15 protein-coding genes are annotated in these 17825 nt (G+C 42.1%); 10 read left to right on the top strand and 5 right to left on the bottom strand.

What is annotated here, in order from left to right; genetic code table 11:
- Positions 1-5: 5 nt before the first annotated feature.
- Together uvrC and ftsH are read right to left on the bottom strand one after the other, a co-directional pair.
- The gene (uvrC, locus tag DWV68_RS04685) at positions 6-1880 is read right to left on the bottom strand and encodes an excinuclease ABC subunit UvrC (protein ID WP_243089447.1); all 1875 of its coding nucleotides are present in this window, start codon (positions 1878-1880) and stop codon (positions 6-8) included.
- Positions 1870-3831, bottom strand: coding sequence for an ATP-dependent zinc metalloprotease FtsH (ftsH, locus tag DWV68_RS04690; RefSeq protein WP_118057103.1), 1962 nt, complete (start codon positions 3829-3831; stop codon positions 1870-1872). Before ftsH ends, uvrC begins: the two co-directional genes overlap by 11 nt.
- A gap of 251 nt (positions 3832-4082) precedes the next feature.
- Between ftsH and DWV68_RS04695 the strand changes: the two genes are divergently transcribed.
- Positions 4083-5693 (top strand): CTP synthase, encoded by a 1611-nt coding sequence (locus DWV68_RS04695; RefSeq protein WP_117947730.1) that lies wholly within the window; start codon positions 4083-4085, stop codon positions 5691-5693.
- A 99-nt stretch (positions 5694-5792) separates the two neighbouring features.
- On the opposite strand, the gene DWV68_RS04700 is transcribed toward DWV68_RS04695, so the two are convergent.
- Positions 5793-6197: a hypothetical protein gene (locus tag DWV68_RS04700; protein WP_022243589.1), complete on the bottom strand. Its 405-nt coding sequence runs from the start codon at positions 6195-6197 to the stop codon at positions 5793-5795.
- A 15-nt stretch (positions 6198-6212) separates the two neighbouring features.
- On the bottom strand, positions 6213-7199 hold the full coding sequence (locus DWV68_RS04705; protein ID WP_117947732.1) for a helix-turn-helix transcriptional regulator: 987 nt from the start codon (positions 7197-7199) through the stop codon (positions 6213-6215).
- Between the two features lie 249 nt (positions 7200-7448).
- Between DWV68_RS04705 and DWV68_RS04710 the strand changes: the two genes are divergently transcribed.
- The 5 genes from DWV68_RS04710 to DWV68_RS04730 all read left to right on the top strand — a co-directional run bounded on the left by DWV68_RS04710 (position 7449) and on the right by DWV68_RS04730 (position 11999).
- The gene (locus DWV68_RS04710; RefSeq protein ID WP_118665124.1) at positions 7449-8897 is read left to right on the top strand and encodes an NAD(P)/FAD-dependent oxidoreductase; all 1449 of its coding nucleotides are present in this window, start codon (positions 7449-7451) and stop codon (positions 8895-8897) included.
- The gene (locus DWV68_RS04715; RefSeq protein WP_118665126.1) at positions 8894-10207 is read left to right on the top strand and encodes an NAD(P)/FAD-dependent oxidoreductase; all 1314 of its coding nucleotides are present in this window, start codon (positions 8894-8896) and stop codon (positions 10205-10207) included. Before DWV68_RS04710 ends, DWV68_RS04715 begins: the two co-directional genes overlap by 4 nt.
- Positions 10208-10211: 4 nt before the next feature.
- Positions 10212-10580 carry a DUF1667 domain-containing protein gene (locus DWV68_RS04720; RefSeq protein ID WP_117696644.1) on the top strand — a complete coding sequence of 123 codons (369 nt, stop codon included), beginning with the start codon at positions 10212-10214 and terminating at the stop codon, positions 10578-10580.
- Positions 10581-10793: 213 nt separating this feature from the next.
- On the top strand, positions 10794-11360 hold the full coding sequence (locus DWV68_RS04725) for a glycerol-3-phosphate responsive antiterminator (protein WP_117841659.1): 567 nt from the start codon (positions 10794-10796) through the stop codon (positions 11358-11360).
- 57 nt (positions 11361-11417) lie between these two features.
- The gene (locus DWV68_RS04730; RefSeq protein WP_118665128.1) at positions 11418-11999 is read left to right on the top strand and encodes a sugar O-acetyltransferase; all 582 of its coding nucleotides are present in this window, start codon (positions 11418-11420) and stop codon (positions 11997-11999) included.
- Between the two features lie 50 nt (positions 12000-12049).
- Here the strand turns inward: DWV68_RS04730 and DWV68_RS04735 are convergent, their stop codons facing one another.
- Complete coding sequence (locus DWV68_RS04735; protein ID WP_118665130.1) at positions 12050-13813, bottom strand: glycoside hydrolase family 13 protein; 1764 nt, start codon at positions 13811-13813, stop codon at positions 12050-12052.
- A gap of 126 nt (positions 13814-13939) precedes the next feature.
- Here DWV68_RS04735 and DWV68_RS04740 point away from each other — a divergent pair, with 126 nt between their 5' ends.
- From DWV68_RS04740 to DWV68_RS04755, 4 genes are all read left to right on the top strand, one after another.
- Positions 13940-14443 carry a glycerol-3-phosphate responsive antiterminator gene (locus tag DWV68_RS04740; protein WP_330419927.1) on the top strand — a complete coding sequence of 168 codons (504 nt, stop codon included), beginning with the start codon at positions 13940-13942 and terminating at the stop codon, positions 14441-14443.
- 188 nt (positions 14444-14631) lie between these two features.
- Complete coding sequence (locus DWV68_RS04745) at positions 14632-15108, top strand: MarR family winged helix-turn-helix transcriptional regulator (protein ID WP_197420813.1); 477 nt, start codon at positions 14632-14634, stop codon at positions 15106-15108.
- On the top strand, positions 15101-16312 hold the full coding sequence (locus DWV68_RS04750) for an iron-containing alcohol dehydrogenase (RefSeq protein WP_118057094.1): 1212 nt from the start codon (positions 15101-15103) through the stop codon (positions 16310-16312). The genes DWV68_RS04745 and DWV68_RS04750 overlap by 8 nt, the downstream gene beginning before the upstream one ends.
- The gene (locus tag DWV68_RS04755) at positions 16312-17691 is read left to right on the top strand and encodes an aldehyde dehydrogenase (RefSeq protein WP_118177182.1); all 1380 of its coding nucleotides are present in this window, start codon (positions 16312-16314) and stop codon (positions 17689-17691) included. Before DWV68_RS04750 ends, DWV68_RS04755 begins: the two co-directional genes overlap by 1 nt.
- Positions 17692-17825 lie beyond the last annotated feature (134 nt).

Here is a 17825-nt window from a genome sequence, read left to right on the forward strand (position 1 = left end):
TCTTTTTATTTTTCCTCTCCCCTGTGGAAAAAGCGGAATACTTCTTCCGCTGCTTTTTCGTTCATCGCTTCTGTCCCAGACAATTCTTCTATGGATGCACTGCGAATTGCGTCTAAGGACTGGAACCTTCGCATCAGCGCTTTTCTTCGTGCCGGACCGATTCCCGGAATATCATCCAGCACAGAATGTACCTGTTCCTTACTTCGTAAAGAACGATGATATTCTATAGCAAACCGATGTGCTTCATCCTGTATTCTTGTAATCAAATGAAATCCTTCACCGGAAGTGTCTATCGGTATCTCTATATTCTGATAATATAATCCTCTCGTCCTGTGATGATCATCTTTTACCATTCCACAGACCGGTATGGAAAGATGCAGTTCATCCAGCACCTGAAGAGCAATATTTACCTGACCTCTTCCACCATCCATCATAATCAAATCCGGGAATTTTGTAAATCCCCCATATTGGTCATCCAGCCCTTTTTTTTGTAAAATTTTCCTTTCTTCCTGTCCATGGGTAAATCTGCGGGTCAGAACCTCATGCATGGATGCATAATCATCCGGTCCCGTGATAGTTCTTAACTTAAATTTCCGGTAATCACTGCGCTGTGGTTTCCCCTTTTCATAAACCACCATGGAACCTACCGTTTCAAATCCATTGATATTGGAAATATCATAGGCTTCCACGCGTTCTAACTTTTCTAAATCCAGCCAGGATGCAATTTCTTTCATTGCACCGATTGTCCTGCCTTCTTCACGCTTTAGCTTTTCCCTGTCCTGGGACAATACCAGTGCGGCATTTTTCTCTGCCAGCTCCACCAGTTTTTCCTTCATTCCTTTCTGCGGTACCCGGAGTACTACCTTCTGACCACGCTTCTTAGTCAGCCAGTCTTCAATAACTGCTGCATCCTCCACTGCATATTGCAGCATGATTTCCTTCGGGATATATGGTGTTCCGGAATAGAACTGCTTTAAAAATGTCGTCAGGATCTGTTCCTTACTGTCTTCATTGGCAATAGTTACATAAAAATGTTCTCTTCCTATAAGCCTTCCGCTCCGGATAAAGAATACCTGGACTACTGCATCCCGGTCATCGGCTGCAAGAGCTATTATATCTTTATCTTCTCCATCGGAACTGGTGATTTTCTGCTTCTGTGCCACCTGTTTTACACTGTTTAAAAGTTCCCGGTACTCAATTGCCCGCTCAAAATCCATATTTTCCGACGCCTGCATCATCCGCTCTTCTAATTCTTTTAAAACCGGCTGATAATTGCCATTTAAGAAATCTACTGCCTGATTGATTTTCTCCCGGTACTCCTCTTTGGAAATATAACCCTGACAGGGTGCCTGACACTGATGAATATGGTAATTAAGGCACGGACGTTCTTTTCCAATATCTCTTGGCAATACCCGGTTACAGGTTCTTAAATGATAAATTTTTTTCAACAAATCTATCGTATCTTTCACCGCACCGGCACTGGTATATGGACCAAAATATCTGGATTTGTCTTTTTTCAGCTGACGGCAAAAGAGAACCCTGGGGAATTCTTCCCCCAGAGTCACCTTTATATAGGGATAAGTCTTATCATCCCGGAGCATGGTATTATACTTCGGTCTGTACTCTTTTATTAAATTGCATTCCAATACCAGTGCTTCTAATTCCGAATCAGTGATAATATATTCAAACCGGGTAATCTTCTTTACCATCTGGTCTTTCTTGATTCCTTCGTCATGACACGCCTGAAAATACTGACGTACCCGGTTCCGAAGGCTTACTGCCTTACCTACATAGATAATGGCATCACTGGCATCATGCATGATATAGACCCCCGGCTGATCCGGAAGCTTCTTTAATTCTTCTTTAATATTAAACGTCATTCCCGTTCTCTTCTTTTTGGTCTTCTTCCTTCTTTTCCTCATCCGGATCCGGCAGCCCTTTTAACTCACGGAATATCTTCATAAATTCTTTACCCGTAATGGTTTCATGTTCATATAAATAATCCGCAATATGGTCTAATACCTCGCGATTCTCTTCTAAGAGCTGATATGCCTCCTGATAGCAGTTATGAATCATGGTACGGACTTCTTCATCAATCTGTGCCGCTGTCTCATCGCCGCAATTCAAATGTGCTGCACCATCCAGATATGCATTATCTACAGAAGCCAAACTCATCATGCCAAATTTATCTGACATACCAAACTGTGTAATCATTGCCCTTGCAATCTTGGTCGCATTTTCAATATCATTTGCTGCTCCACTGGTTGCAGAATGGAATACCAGTTCTTCTGCTGCACGGCCTGCCATATAAGTCGTTATCTTGGCAATTAATTCATCCTTGGTCTCAAGAAATTTCTCTTCTTCCGGTGTCTGCAAGGTGTATCCCAATGCCCCCATGGTTCTTGGTACGATAGTAATTTTCTGTACCGGTTCTGTATTCTTCTGTAATGCAGTAACCATTGCATGACCTACTTCATGATAAGAAACAATCTTCTTCTCATGATTACTCATGGCACGGTCTTTCTTCTCTTTTCCACCAACTGCCACGATTTCAAAGGCTTCAAACAAATCACTCTGATTTACAAATTTACGGTTATGTTTTACTGCATTAATAGCAGCTTCATTAATCATATTTGCAAGATCGGAGCCAACCAGTCCTGCACTTGCCAGAGCAATTGCTTCCAAATCTACGGATTCATCCATATGCACATCTTTGGAGTGTACCTTCAGCGTCTCAAGACGGCCCTTCAAATCCGGTTTGTCTACAATAATTCTACGGTCAAACCGGCCTGGGCGAAGTAACGCTTTATCCAGTACTTCCGGACGGTTTGTTGCTGCCAGAACCAAAAGTCCCTTTGAAGTATCAAATCCATCCATCTCTGCCAGCAGCTGGTTTAAGGTCTGCTCGCGCTCGTCATTTCCACCGCCGAATCTGCTGTCACGGCTCTTACCGATGGCATCAATCTCATCAATAAATATGATACATGGTGCCTGTTTCTGGGCATCCTTAAACAAATCTCTTACCCTGGATGCACCGACACCTACAAACATCTCTACAAAGTCAGAACCGGCCAGTGAGAAGAACGGAACATTCGCTTCTCCGGCAACTGCCTTGGCAAGCAGAGTTTTACCGGTTCCAGGAGGTCCTACAAGCAATGCTCCCTTCGGAAGTTTTGCTCCGATTTCACGGTATTTTTTCGGATTATGCAGGAAATCTACCACTTCCTGTAAAGATTCTTTTGCTTCATCCTGTCCGGCAACATCCTTAAAGGTTACACCGGTTGTCTTTTCTACATATACTTTGGCATTGCTCTTGCCGACTCCCATCATTCCGCCGCCGGCCTTCTTCATGACTGCGCCAAAAATAATCCAGATAATAATTAAAGGCAATACAATACTTAAAATATTAAATACCCATGTCGATGTATTATTCGGAATATATCCGTCAATTTCTACATTGTGTTTATTTAAGAGATCTAATAAATTTTCATCTTTAATAAATCCGGTATAATAGGTCATCTTTACCAGCGTCTTATCATCTGACTTTGGTGTGATATTATACTGGTTTGCACCTACTTCGACCTTTTCTACCTTGTCATCCTTTACCATCTGGACAAATTCCGTATAGGTAATCCGCTGGGAAGTCATATCTGCACTGCAACGGTTTAAAAGACTCATAAAGAACAGCGTCACAAGAGTAATGATAACAAATGCCAGTATCATCTGACCATTACCGCCCTTTTTATCGCCGTTCTGATTATTATTCCCATTATTCTGGTTATTATTTCCACCATTCTGATTATTATTTCCATTATTAAACAGGTTATCCATTGTATCCTCCGTATATGATTCTCGAAACTCTCCCAAAATATAGTTCTTATTATATGTAATCTGCCCGGATAAATCAATAATAACTCTGTTAAGTTTTCCTTTCTTTTCTAAATATTTTATAAATTTTTGTGGATTTATTTTTACTGTCGTTGTATAATAGACTAAGTTTGAGAAAAAATGAGACCGACGGCGCATTCACTGTCGGTCTATCTAAGTTTTAACCATATACACACATTTAAGGAGGAACTACCATGCCTGTAAAATACGTCTTTGTCACCGGTGGAGTTGTTTCCGGTCTCGGAAAAGGCATTACTGCTGCATCACTTGGCCGTCTGTTAAAAGCCAGAGGCTACAAGGTTACCATGCAGAAATTTGACCCGTATATCAATATTGACCCGGGTACCATGAACCCAATCCAGCACGGTGAAGTTTTCGTTACCGATGATGGAGCAGAAACCGACCTGGATTTAGGCCATTATGAACGTTTCATTGACGAAAGTCTTACCAAGAATTCTAACGTTACTACCGGAAAGGTTTACTGGTCTGTACTTCAGAAAGAACGCCGTGGAGACTTTGGTGGAGGTACTGTTCAGGTAATTCCACATATTACCAATGAAATCAAGAGCCGATTCTACCGTAACTTTACTTCCAATGATACCCATATTGCCATCATTGAAGTAGGTGGTACTGTCGGAGATATTGAAAGCCAGCCTTTCTTAGAGTCCATCAGACAGTTCCAGCATGAAGTCGGACATGAAAATGCAATTCTGATTCATGTAACACTGATTCCTTATATCAAGGCATCCGGTGAATTAAAGACCAAACCGACACAGTCCAGCGTAAAAGAATTACAGGGAATGGGTATCCAGCCGGATATTATCGTATGCCGTTCCGAGCATCCTTTAGACCAGGGTTTAAAAGATAAAATTGCTTTATTCTGTAATGTGCCAAATGACCATGTGCTGCAGAATCTGGACGTAGAATATCTCTACGAAGCACCACTTGCCATGGAAAAAGAAAATCTGGCAAAGGTTGCCTGCGATTCTCTTCATCTTCCATGTCCGGAGCCGGATTTAAAAGACTGGACCGATATGGTAGAAGCATTACGCAATCCGATTCAGGAGGTAAATATCTCCTTAGTCGGAAAATATACACAGCTTCATGATGCCTATATCTCTGTTGTAGAAGCATTAAAACATGGTGGAATTGCCGAGCGTGCAACCGTTAATTTAAACTGGGTAGATTCCGAATTATTAAATGATGAAAATGCAGAAGAAATTCTTGGTAATTCTGACGGAATTATTGTACCGGGTGGTTTCGGTGACCGTGGTGTAGAAGGAATGATTACTGCTGCAAAATATGCAAGAGAACATAAAATTCCATACCTTGGTCTCTGTCTTGGTATGCAGGTTGCTATCATTGAATATGCAAGACACGTCTGCAGACTCAATGACGCGCACAGCATCGAATTGGATCCGAATACCACACATCCTGTCATTGCTCTGATGCCGGATCAGGATGGCATTGAAGACATCGGTGGAACCTTACGTCTCGGTTCTTACCCATGTGTTCTGGATACTGATTCCCTTGCTTATCAGGTTTACGGAGAAGAAACCATCCACGAAAGACATCGTCACAGATACGAAGTGAACAATGATTACCGTAACATTCTTACCGAAAACGGTATGAAGCTGTGTGGTCTTTCTCCAGATGGACGTATCGTAGAAATGGTAGAAATTCCTGGACACCCTTGGTTCGTTGCAACCCAGGCCCATCCAGAATTAAAATCCAGACCAAACCGTCCACATCCTTTATTCAAAGGCTTTATTAAAGCAGCAACTGAAATCAGAAAGCAGAAATAGACTTTATTTTAAAAACAGCCTGTGATTTTCATGATACATCATGAAAATCACAGGCTGTTTCTGTTTTACAAATATAACCAAAAATCAAAGCAGTACTGCTTACTTTCTTTCTCCGTCTAAGAAACGCATCTCGCCCTCTTCCCCTTCTTCCGGTTTTGAGAAGCCAATCATTCTGGCCTTTTCTCCATTTAAAAGACGCAGGCACTGTGGACAAAGTGTTCCAAAGGAAACCGGCTGTCCGCACCGGGAACAATAATTCGACATAATACCTGCTTTATCCTTTTCTTTATATTCAATTCTTCCCTCTTTAATCCACTGCTTTACCATCCGTACCGGAATATCAAAATACTCTGCCACCTGATATTCATTTACATCATTGTTTCGTACAAATTCCCGCACTTTATCAAAAAGAAGCAGTTCCTCACAGGCATAACAGTATTCCCTGTCTGACAAAGGCGGCAATGCCTTTCTGCACATCTTACAATACTTAACTTCTGTCTCCATTCTTCCCATCACCTGCTAACTGTATTTATTCTGTATCCTCTGAAGATATGTCACATAGTTTTCTCTCATCTCTGCCGGCTCAATAATCTCAACCTTTTCTCCAAGACCACAAAGCCAGCCGTAAAACTGTCCGCTGACTGCCACATGAAGTCTTGCTCTAAAATGCATATCATCTGCTTTTCTGACATTTACTTCCTGCCCAAACCGGTCAATCACCACGCCAATCATATCATTTTCACAAAGCAGTGTCACCGTTTCTTCCTCACCGGCAAACATACCAAAAGTTTTCTTTGAATAAGATGCAATATCAAAGGTTTCAAACTGCTTAAGACCTTCCCGTTTCTTTCTGGTCAGTGAAATCTTAAGCATCTTATCCACGCGGAAATGCTTGATAATCCTATCTTCCTCATCATATGCTATGAGATAATAATTCTCGTCATCCCAGGAAAGCACCAGCGGACTCACCTCGTAAAATGCTCCGTCCCGTCGAAGCTCCATTTCTTTTTCGATATTCCACGAAAAATACTGAAAACGGATTTTTACATCTCCGGAAATTCCATTGTAAATCATATCAATGTTATAATAAATATTCTCATTAATGGTCTTATTCCGGTTGGTTACCACTACCTGACGCTGAAGCTGTTTTGCCTCATAGACGCTGACCAGCTTCTCCAACTTATGTATCAGCTCTCTTGATTTCTTCTGTGTAATGAACTTCGATGACTGCACCGCATCCACCAAAAGTTTCAATTCTGCCAGTTCAAAATCACGGCTTCCGATATAATATCCGCCTCGGTACTCCTGTTCCCTTAAAATATCCACACCAAAGTCCTGCAGCATCTCCAAATCCCGATAAATACTTTTGCGTTCTGCCGAAATACCTTTCTGATTCAGATATGCTATAATATCCCTCATCCTGACAGCATGCTTCTCATCCGTCTGTTCATACAGCAGTTCTAATATATATAATATTTTCAGTTTCTGATGCTCTGTTTTTCCCATAGTTCTAGTATAGCATAGGGCAAAACTTTGTGATACCTGTTTTTCAAATTTTCTGACATTTTCTCGTCACTCGCCTAAATTATGTTTTTCATTTTACTGTAAAAAAGGAATTGTCACCCATTCCAATTCATGTTATAATATGCATAAATAAAGATTGAATTACCAAGAGACGAGAGCAAGGTAAAGAAGAGCGAGAGCATCGCTTTTATTTATCTTGCTTTTTTTGTTGCCAGCAGAAAGGAGTTTTATATGTACGATATTGCAATTATTGGTGCCGGAGTCACCGGCTGTGCCATTGCCAGAGAGTTATCCCGCTATCAGGCAGGCATCTGTGTCATTGAACGGGAAGAGGATGTCTGCTGCGGAACCTCCAAAGCCAACAGTGCCATTATCCACGCCGGATTTGACGCAAAACCGGGCACACTGAAAGCAAAGCTTAATGTAGAAGGAAATGCCATGATGGATACTCTCTCTAAGGATCTGGACATTCCTTTTGTACGAAACGGTTCTCTGGTGGTCTGCACCGATGAACAGGATGCCAGCGAATTGGAACGTCTTTTGGAACAGGGGAAAGAAAACGGGGTCAAAGACTTACGCATTCTTGACCGCGAAGCCTTACACACCATGGAGCCAAATTTAGACGACCATGTCACAAGTGCTCTCTACGCACCCACAGGTGGTATCGTCTGTCCGTTTCATATGACAATTGCCTTCGCGGAAAATGCCGTTGCAAATGGCGTTGAATTCTTTTTAAATACTGCTGTAACTTCTATCACCAGCCTAGAAGATGGATACCTGATTTCCACTGATAAGCAGGATATCACCGCAAAAACTGTTATCAACGCTGCCGGTGTATATGCAGATGTTTTTCACAATATGGTAAGCAGCAAAAAACTTCACATTACCGCCCGGAAAGGTGAATACCAGCTTCTTGATAAATCTGCCGGAACTCATGTATCCCATACGATTTTCCAGCTACCGGGTAAAATGGGAAAAGGTGTCCTGGTTACTCCTACGGTTCACGGCAATCTTCTCGTTGGTCCGACCGCAGAGGATACCGACAACAAAGAAGGCATCAATACCACCAGAGAAGGACTTGCTTCTCTTTCCGAAAAAGCCTCCCACAGCGTTAAGAATCTTCCGATGCGGCAGGTCATTACTTCTTTTGCAGGGCTGCGTGCCCATGAAGATAATGGCGACTTTATCATTGGCGAAGCAGCTGATGCTCCCGGCTTCTTTGATGCCGCTGGTATCGAATCTCCAGGACTTTCCTCCGCTCCAGCCATTGGTGTCATGATGGCCAGGCTGGTGCAGGATAAGATGCATTTAACTGAAAAAGAAAATTTCATTGCCACCCGCAAAGGAATTTTAAGACCGGAAGCGCTTTCCTTAGAAGAAAGAAATGAACTGATTAAAAAGCAGCCCGCCTACGGTAATATTATCTGCCGCTGCGAGATGATTTCAGAAGGAGAAATCCTTGATGCCATCCACCGTCCGCTGGGTGCCCGCTCCTTAGATGCCATCAAACGTCGCACCAGAGCCGGCATGGGGCGCTGTCAGGCAGGTTTCTGCTCCCCACGCACCATGGAAATTCTTGCCAGAGAAGTTCCTATGGAAATGACGGACATCAGCAAATGTGGTGGCTCTTCACAGTTTGTCTATGGATATAACAAAGAGATTCAGGAGGAAATGCCATGAAATCATATGATTTAGTAATCGTTGGAGGCGGTCCTGCAGGACTTGCAGCCGCTGTATCCGCAAAAGAAAATGGAATAAATGATATTCTCATTCTTGAACGTGACAAAGAGCTGGGCGGCATCTTAAACCAGTGCATCCACAACGGTTTTGGACTTCATACCTTTAAAGAAGAACTGACCGGACCGGAATATGCTTCCCGTTTTATCGAAAAAGTACTCTCCCTTGGCATCTCTTATAAACTGAATACTATGGTAATGGACATCTCACACGAAAAGAAAGTAACTGCCATGAACCGGAAAGATGGCATGTTTGAGATTCAGGCAAAAGCAATTATCCTTGCCATGGGCTGCAGGGAACGGAGCCGTGGTGCCCTGAATATTCCGGGCTATCGTCCTGCAGGTATCTACTCCGCTGGAACGGCACAGCGTCTTGTCAATATGGAAGGCTATATGCCGGGCAGGGAAGTCGTTATCTTAGGCTCCGGTGATATCGGACTTATCATGGCACGCCGCATGACTTTAGAAGGTGCCAAAGTAAAAGTCGTAGCTGAACTGATGCCTTATTCCGGCGGTCTCAAGCGTAATATTGTACAATGTCTGAATGACTTTGATATTCCGTTGAAATTAAGCCATACCGTTATTGATATTGAAGGAAAAGAGCGTGTCACCGGTGTTACCATTGCAGAAGTCGGTACCGATGGAAAGCCAATTCCCGGCACAGAAGAATATTATTCCTGTGATACCCTGCTCTTATCCTGTGGTCTGATTCCAGAAAATGAATTAAGCCGCAGTGCCGGTGTCACTTTAAATCCGGTCACCTCCGGTCCTGTTGTAAATGACAGCTTAGAAACCAGTATTTCCGGTGTTTTTGCCTGTGGAAATGTCCTGCATGTCCATGACCTGGTGGATTATGTTTCTGAAGAAGCCGGTATCGCCGGAGCGAATGCTGCACATTATATTTTATCCGGCAATACTGCTGATGCATGTAATACCAACAGCCAGCATTCCGATGCATCCGTTTCCGAATGCAGCCAGCCATCTGTCGAAATTATTCCAACCGGTGGCGTCCGCTATACCGTTCCAAAATACATCCGGCCGGAGGCTATGGCAGACAAAGTTACTGTCCGGTTCCGTGTGGGACAGATTTATAAAAACTGTGGAATTGCTACTTATTTTGGTGATGAACGTATCAGTTTCCGTAAACGCCCGGTAATGGCTCCGGGAGAAATGGAATCCGTTGTCCTTACCAGAGAACAGCTTACCAACTGCCCTGATTTAGAGCAGATTACCATTTGTATAGAGGAGGCGTAAGAGGATGGAAAAACGTGAATTAACCTGTATCGGCTGCCCTTTAGGCTGCTCTATTACCGTAACCATGGAAAATGCAGAAATTCTTGATGTTACCGGCAACACCTGCAAACGCGGCGATGCTTATGCCCGTAAGGAAGTTACCCATCCAACCAGAATCGTAACTTCTACCGTCCGGGTATCCGGTGGCACGATTCCGATGGTGTCCTGCAAAACCAAAGAGGATATCCCAAAAGAAAAGATTTTTGCAATTATCAATGCTCTCTGTGGCATCACTGTTCCTGCACCGGTCTCTATCGGAGATATTCTGGTTCAGGACGTTGCAGGCACCGGCGTGGATATTGTTGCCACAAAAAATGTTCCTGCAAAATTATAATCTCATTGTTATCAAATGATTCACATCATTCTGATAAATATTTATTCCAGGGGAATAACTGTTTTGGTGCGCCAGTATCTGATTGAGGGGTCAGATGCTGGCGTATCTGTTTGTTTTTCTTTATGATTTTATAGTTTTCCTTTATCATTTCCGGAAATGACGGTATAATATTTATAAATACGAAAATACGATGCGTAGAAAGGCGGTTTTACTATGCTTTCAAATTGTAAAGATGCTATAGATAATTCTCCGATTATTGCAGCCATCAAGGATATGGCAGGATTGAAAAAATGTCTCACCTGCGACAGCCAGGTTATTTTTATCCTGTTTGGAGACATCTGCAATATTGCAGATATTGTAGATAAGGTCAAAGCTGCAGGGAAAACGGCTATGGTACATATCGATTTAATCAATGGCCTGTCCGGAAAAGAGATTGCTGTGGATTTCATCCGCAAATACACCCACGCCGACGGAATTATCACTACAAAACCAGTCCTTATCAAACGAGCCAGGGAATTAGAGCTTTCCACGATTCTGCGATTCTTCGTCATTGATTCCATGGCTTATGACAGCATTGAAAAGCAGCTTCGTTCTGTAAAACCGGATTACATTGAAATCCTGCCGGCACTGATGCCTAAGGTTGTATCCCGCATATGCCGGCTTTCAAAAGTTCCGGTTATTACCGGCGGACTCATTTCCGATAAAGAAGATGTAGTTTCCATGCTGAATGCCGGAGCAGTCTGCATCTCATCTACGAATCCGGATGTGTGGTTTTTGTAATATGATTTTCAATTTATTTTATACAATTCCTATTTGTAACGAATCAGGAGGTTTCCTATGACAGAATCAGAAAAAATGAAGCTGGGACTTTGGTATGATGCCAATTATGACCAGGAATTATCAGAAGAACGTGAGAAAGCCGAAGATTTATATTTCACTTTCAACCATACTGCACCAAAGGAAAAGGCGCTGCGGGAAGATATTCTTAAAAAACTGCTTCCAAAAATGGGTGAACGTGTTACCATTCTCTCCCCATTTTATACCGACTATGGTTATAACTGTAACATTGGCTCTGATTGTTTTATCAATCACAATGCCTATCTGATGGACTGTGCTCCAATCACTCTTGGCAGCCACTGTTTTATCGGTCCAAACTGCGGCATGTATACAGCCGTTCATGCTACCATCGCCGAAGAACGCAATCTTGGGCTGGAAAAGGCGCTTCCGATTACTATTGGCGATAACGTCTGGATGGGCGGTGATGTCACCATTCTTCCAGGTATCACCATTGGTGGAAATACCATTATCGGTGCCGGAAGCGTCGTCACAAAGGACATTCCTTCCAATGTCGTTGCCGCCGGCAATCCATGCCGTGTTCTCCGTCCGATTACAGAGGCCGACCGCATTGCAAAGAAATAATGCATTTCATTATAATTACTTCTTTCTTCAAAATATTCTTCCTTTTTAATCTACCTTCTTATTCTTCTTATCAACACGCCATTTGACAAAAGTGTGGAATCAATGTAGTGGCGGGCAAGCAGGATTTCTCCCTGCTGTTCCACTTCAACATCTTCTTCACAGCAGTTGATGATTACCTCCACATAACAATCCGGAAAATCCACTTTCCGGAACTGGATAACACGCTTGTACTTGGCATAATCATTTGGGAAATGGAAATTGCGGCTTTTTAAAAGTGGTTCCTGCCTGCGCAGGTGAATCAATGTTGCAATAATTTTGCTGCGCTCAGCATATTTTCCAGCCTCAATGTCCTTCCAAGGCATACAACGTCTGCAATCCGGGTCATAGCTTCCCTCCATTGCAATTTCTGTTCCATAGTAAATGCAAGGACTGCCCGGCATTGCAAATAATACTGCAATCTGTGCAAAATACTCATCCAGATTTTTCACATCCGAGCGGAGCCGCTTTGTATCATGAGAATCCAGAAGATTGAAAAGCACATCATTGGTCTGCTGCATATAGCTTGTATAGCAGCGGTTAATCGTATACTCAAAATCCTCATTGGTCAGGCTTTTATCTATCCAGAAATCCTTAATACTTTGTCCCAGTGGATAATTCATAACGGCATCAAATTCATCCCCGCGTAGCCATGGAAGTGCATTGTGCCAGATTTCTCCTAAAATATAAATGTCCGGGTTAATTTCCTTTACTCTGGCATGCAGCTCCTTACAGAATCGATGAGATACCTCATTTGCCACATCCAGACGGATTCCGTCAATACCATAATGCTCCACCCAGTTTGCACAGATATCGACAAAATATTTTCTGACCTCCGGATTATTGGTATTGATTTTCGGCATTCCATCATAAAAGGCAAAGGTATAAATCTGTTTTTTCTTTGCAGCTTTTCCTTTCCGGTCAAATGGCCATTCATTTATCATAAACCAGTCATAATATTCTGATTCCGGTCCTTTTTCAAGGACATCCTGCCACGGTGCAAAATAATATCCGCAATGATTAAACACGCCATCTAACATTACACGGATGCCACGTTTATGTGCTTCTTCCACCAGATGAATCAATGTCTCTTCATCTCCAAACCGTGGGTCTATCTTTGTATAATCCGTCGTATCATACTTATGGTTGGATGGTGACTCATTGATTGGTGTCAGGTATAATCCATTGATTCCAAGATTCTGCAGGTAATCCAGCTTACTTGTGATTCCAGCCAGATCTCCGCCAAAGCATTCCTCATTTTTCACTCTGCCATGCTCACGCCACGGCACTACATCCTCCGGGTCAATGGAATGGTCGCCGTTACAGAAACGGTCCGGGAAAATCTGATACCACACGGTATCGTTTACCCATGCAGGTGTACGCGGCACATCGCACGGATTCATCCACGGAAATACAAAACACTGGCGGCTTCTGCCTTCCAGATGCATCTGCTCATCACTGACAAATCCATCCTCAAAATAGAACCAGCTTTCATTTTCTGTCTGTAACTTAAAATAATATTTCAGACGTTTATACTCCGGTCGGACGGTTGTTGTCCACCAAATCTGATTTTTCAGACGCTTCTTATAAATGATTGCCTCTTCCGTTCCATCCCAATTCTCTCCGCCACCTAAGATACCAGCAGCAAATGGGTCTCCTGATATGATGGATACCGATTGCACATCATATCCCGTCTTAATATTAATAATTAACTCATCTTCATTCAACGGATAACAATAATTGTCACTCGCCTGATGATAAACTGCATTAAAATCCATTTGTTTCCTCTTTCTCTTTGCGATGTATTTGTCTTTAAATTATAACATATTTCTTTTCATTTCTCTTTATCATTTTTTTCAAATACAGGTATAATAGTTACAAAGATTCAGAAAGGCGGTTATATTATGCTTTCCAACTGTAGAGACGCTATGAATAATTCACCGATTATTGTGGCAATTAAAGATATGACAGGATTAGAAAAATGTCTGACCTGTGACAGCCAGGTTATTTTTATTCTGTTTGGAGATATCTGCAATATTTCAGATATTGTAGACAAAGTGAAATCTGCCGGAAAAACCGCTATGGTACACATTGATTTAATTAACGGTCTTTCCGGGAAAGAGATTGCCGTGGATTTCATTCAGAAATTTACCCGGGCTGACGGTATTATCACTACCAAACCATCCCTTATTAAACGAGCCAGGGAATTAGAACTTTCCACGATTCTGCGTTTCTTTGTCATCGATTCCATGGCTTACAGCAGCATTGAAAAACAACTCCGCTCTGTTAAACCGGATTACATCGAAATCCTGCCGGCACTGATGCCTAAGGTTGTATCCCGCATATGCCGGAGCTGTCTGCATCTCTTCTACCAATCCGGATGTGTGGTTTCTGTAAACTCCAACTGAAACCGGAGATTTATTCTTTCTATATTGAATTAGTTCGCTTCCAATACTTTTTTATTCTATATATGCGCAAAGATGTTGACTATTCAACTTTTAACTGTTATGCTTTTATATGTTGAGTATGCAACATCTTTTTTTTTTGCAAATAACGGAAATTTATACCTTTTTCCCGTAGCTTTATGGAGGCAGCTATGATTGAACGATTTGAAACCTTTACCACCAATATTGCATCGATTTACAAAAACATTGTAAAAATAAAGAAATATGAGATGAACAAAATTGGTCTTAAGGGCACTCATGTTACATGCATGAATTTTCTAAACAATTCTCCGGAAGGTCTTACTGCCGCTGAAATCTGTGTTCTCGCCAAAGAAAACAAGGCTGGTATTTCCAGGGCGCTTGCCGACCTCCTAGAACAGGGGCTGGTAGAATATGTCAACGCAGAAGATACGTCCGACAAGCGGAAATACCGCGCCAAGGTCATCCTGACACCCAAAGGGATTGCTTATGCCCAAAAAGTAAATGCCGCAATCAACAATGCGGTATCTTTTGGCGGCTCAGATCTTTCCGATGAAACCCGGGCTGTTTTTTATTCTGCATTAAAAACAATTTCCACAAACTTAGAACAATATTGTAATGAATTAGAAAGGAATGATGAGCATGAATAAATGTAAAGCTGCATATTGCAGAATTTTTCAGAAATGTTTTAAAATTGCAATCCCTTTTTTGCCTTACAGACATCCGGAAGTTTTTTACAGCACTTCCAAACTGACCGGGCTTTTTGAAGAAAAAGGCATTGATACTATATTAATCATTACAGATGCCGGTATCCGCAAATTTGGTCTTTTAGACCGGATGCTTATGCATTTTGACCACCATAACATCCATTATTTTATCTATGATAAGACGGTCGCTAATCCAACTACAACAAATGTAGAAGAAGCAAGAGTGCTTTATCTTGAAAAACATTGTGATGCTATCATTGGTTTTGGTGGTGGCTCCAGTATCGACTGTGCCAAGGCCGTCGGTGCAAGAATTGCAAAACCTAAGCAGTCTTTATCCAAAATGAAAGGTATCTTAAAAGTGCATAAAAAACTGCCTTTATTGGTTGCGATTCCGACAACTGCAGGAACCGGAAGCGAAACCACTCTCGCTGCTGTTATCACAGATGCCCAGACAAGACATAAATATGCCATCAATGATTTTCCTTTAATTCCTGCATATGCTGTATTAGACCCGAAAGTAACCATAAGTCTTCCGCCATCTCTTACCGCCACCACCGGTATGGATGCCTTAACCCACGCCGTAGAAGCTTATATTGGCGGTTCTACTACAAGGCATACCAGAAAATATGCTAAAAAAGCAACTAAATTAATTTTTGACAATATCTACAAAGCATATGACGACGGTCAGAATATAGAAGCAAGAAAAGAAATGTTGAAAGCCTCTTTCTTTGCCGGATGTGCTTTTACCAAATCCTATGTCGGCTATGTCCATGCCGTAGCCCACTCCCTTGGCGGCAAATATAATATTCCACACGGACTTGCCAATGCGACAATACTTCCGATGGTATTAGAAGATTATGGTTCTACCATTTACAAAAAGCTCTACCAACTTGCTGTTTATGCAGGTATTGCTGACGAATCCGATGATTATGAAGTAGCTGCTGATAAATTTATCTCTGCCATCAAAGACATGAAAAAATATTTCCAGATTGGTGATACTTTTTCCGAGATTCAAAAAGAAGATATTCCGGAGCTTTCCAGATATGCCGATAAAGAAGCAAACCCGCTTTATCCGGTTCCAGTTCTGATGAATGCAAAAGAGCTCGAAAAATACTATTATATGCTTATGCCAGAGGAGGAAAAATAATGACTGAAGCTGAAATAACAGAACTTGTTTCTACGCAGCGCAATTATTTTAAAACCGGTGAAACATTATCAGTTGCTTACCGGATTGCCGCTTTAAAAAAGCTGAAAAATACTATTTCAAACCATGAAAATGAAATTTTAGCAGCGCTTAAGGCTGACCTTGGAAAATCAGCCCACGAAAGCTATATGTGCGAAGCCGGACTGGCTTTAAGCGAACTTACCTATATGATAAAGCACACCAGAAAATTTGCCAGTGAAAAAACCGTTCATACGCCCCTTGCACAATTTCATTCCAGAAGCTACAAAAAACCGTCTCCATATGGTGTTGTACTGATTATGAGCCCCTGGAATTATCCTTTCCTGTTAACCATTGACCCATTAATCGATGCAATTGCCGCAGGAAATACTGTCATTTTAAAGCCAAGCGCCTACTCGCCTAACACAAGTGCCATCATCACATCTCTGATAAAAGAATGTTTTGAAGAGAAATATGTAGCAGTTGTAACCGGTGGCCGGGCAGAAAATACGGCTCTTTTGCAGTCGCACTTTGACTATATATTCTTTACCGGAAGTCAGGCGGTCGGCAAAACTGTCTTAGAGCATGCAGCTTCCCACCTTACTCCGGTAACACTTGAGCTTGGTGGAAAAAGTCCCTGCATCGTTGCAGCAGATGCCAACCTGAAATTAGCCGCCAGACGAATCGTATTTGGGAAATATCTCAACTGCGGTCAGACCTGTGTGGCACCGGATTATGTATATTGCGATGAGCAGATCAAAGATGCTTTGCTCTTAGAAATAAAAAAAGAAATCATCCGGCAATATGGGGAATCTCCTCTTGATAATTCCGATTATGGCAAAATCATCAACGAAAAGCATTTTTATCGCATCAATAGGTTGATTGATTCTTCAAAAGTAATTTTTGGCGGTAATTCCAACGAAGAAACGCTGCAGATTGAGCCAACCGTCATGGATCATGTGACTTTTGAAGATGCCGTCATGTCAGAAGAAATCTTCGGTCCGGTTATGCCTGTATTAACTTTTTCACACATGAGTGAAGCTACCGGCAAAATTAATTCCATGGCTCATCCTCTTGCACTCTATATCTTTACTTCAAGCAAAAAGACTGCAGACGAAGTCATTTCCCATACTGGTTTCGGTGGTGGCTGTATCAACGATACCATCATTCATCTTGCCACAACAGAAATGGGCTTTGGCGGCTTCGGTGAAAGTGGCATGGGTTCTTATCATGGTAAAACCGGATTTGATACCTTTTCCCATTACAAAAGCATCGTTGATAAAAAAACCTGGATTGATCTGCCTATGAGATACCAGCCATATACTTCTCTTCATGACAGGCTTATCCGGTTCTTTCTGAAATAACCGGAAGATATTCCGGGTATTTTCCAGAGAACTTGTCTAATGGCTGAATGCACGCTCTATTACCTGAATGCTCGGTCTATCGGCTAAGCGCTGGGCTATTTGCCTACATGCACGCTCTATTGGCTGGCAGGGAG

It is taken from the genome of Roseburia sp. AF12-17LB, assembly GCF_003479605.1.
Lineage (GTDB): Bacteria > Bacillota > Clostridia > Lachnospirales > Lachnospiraceae > Roseburia_C > Roseburia_C amylophila.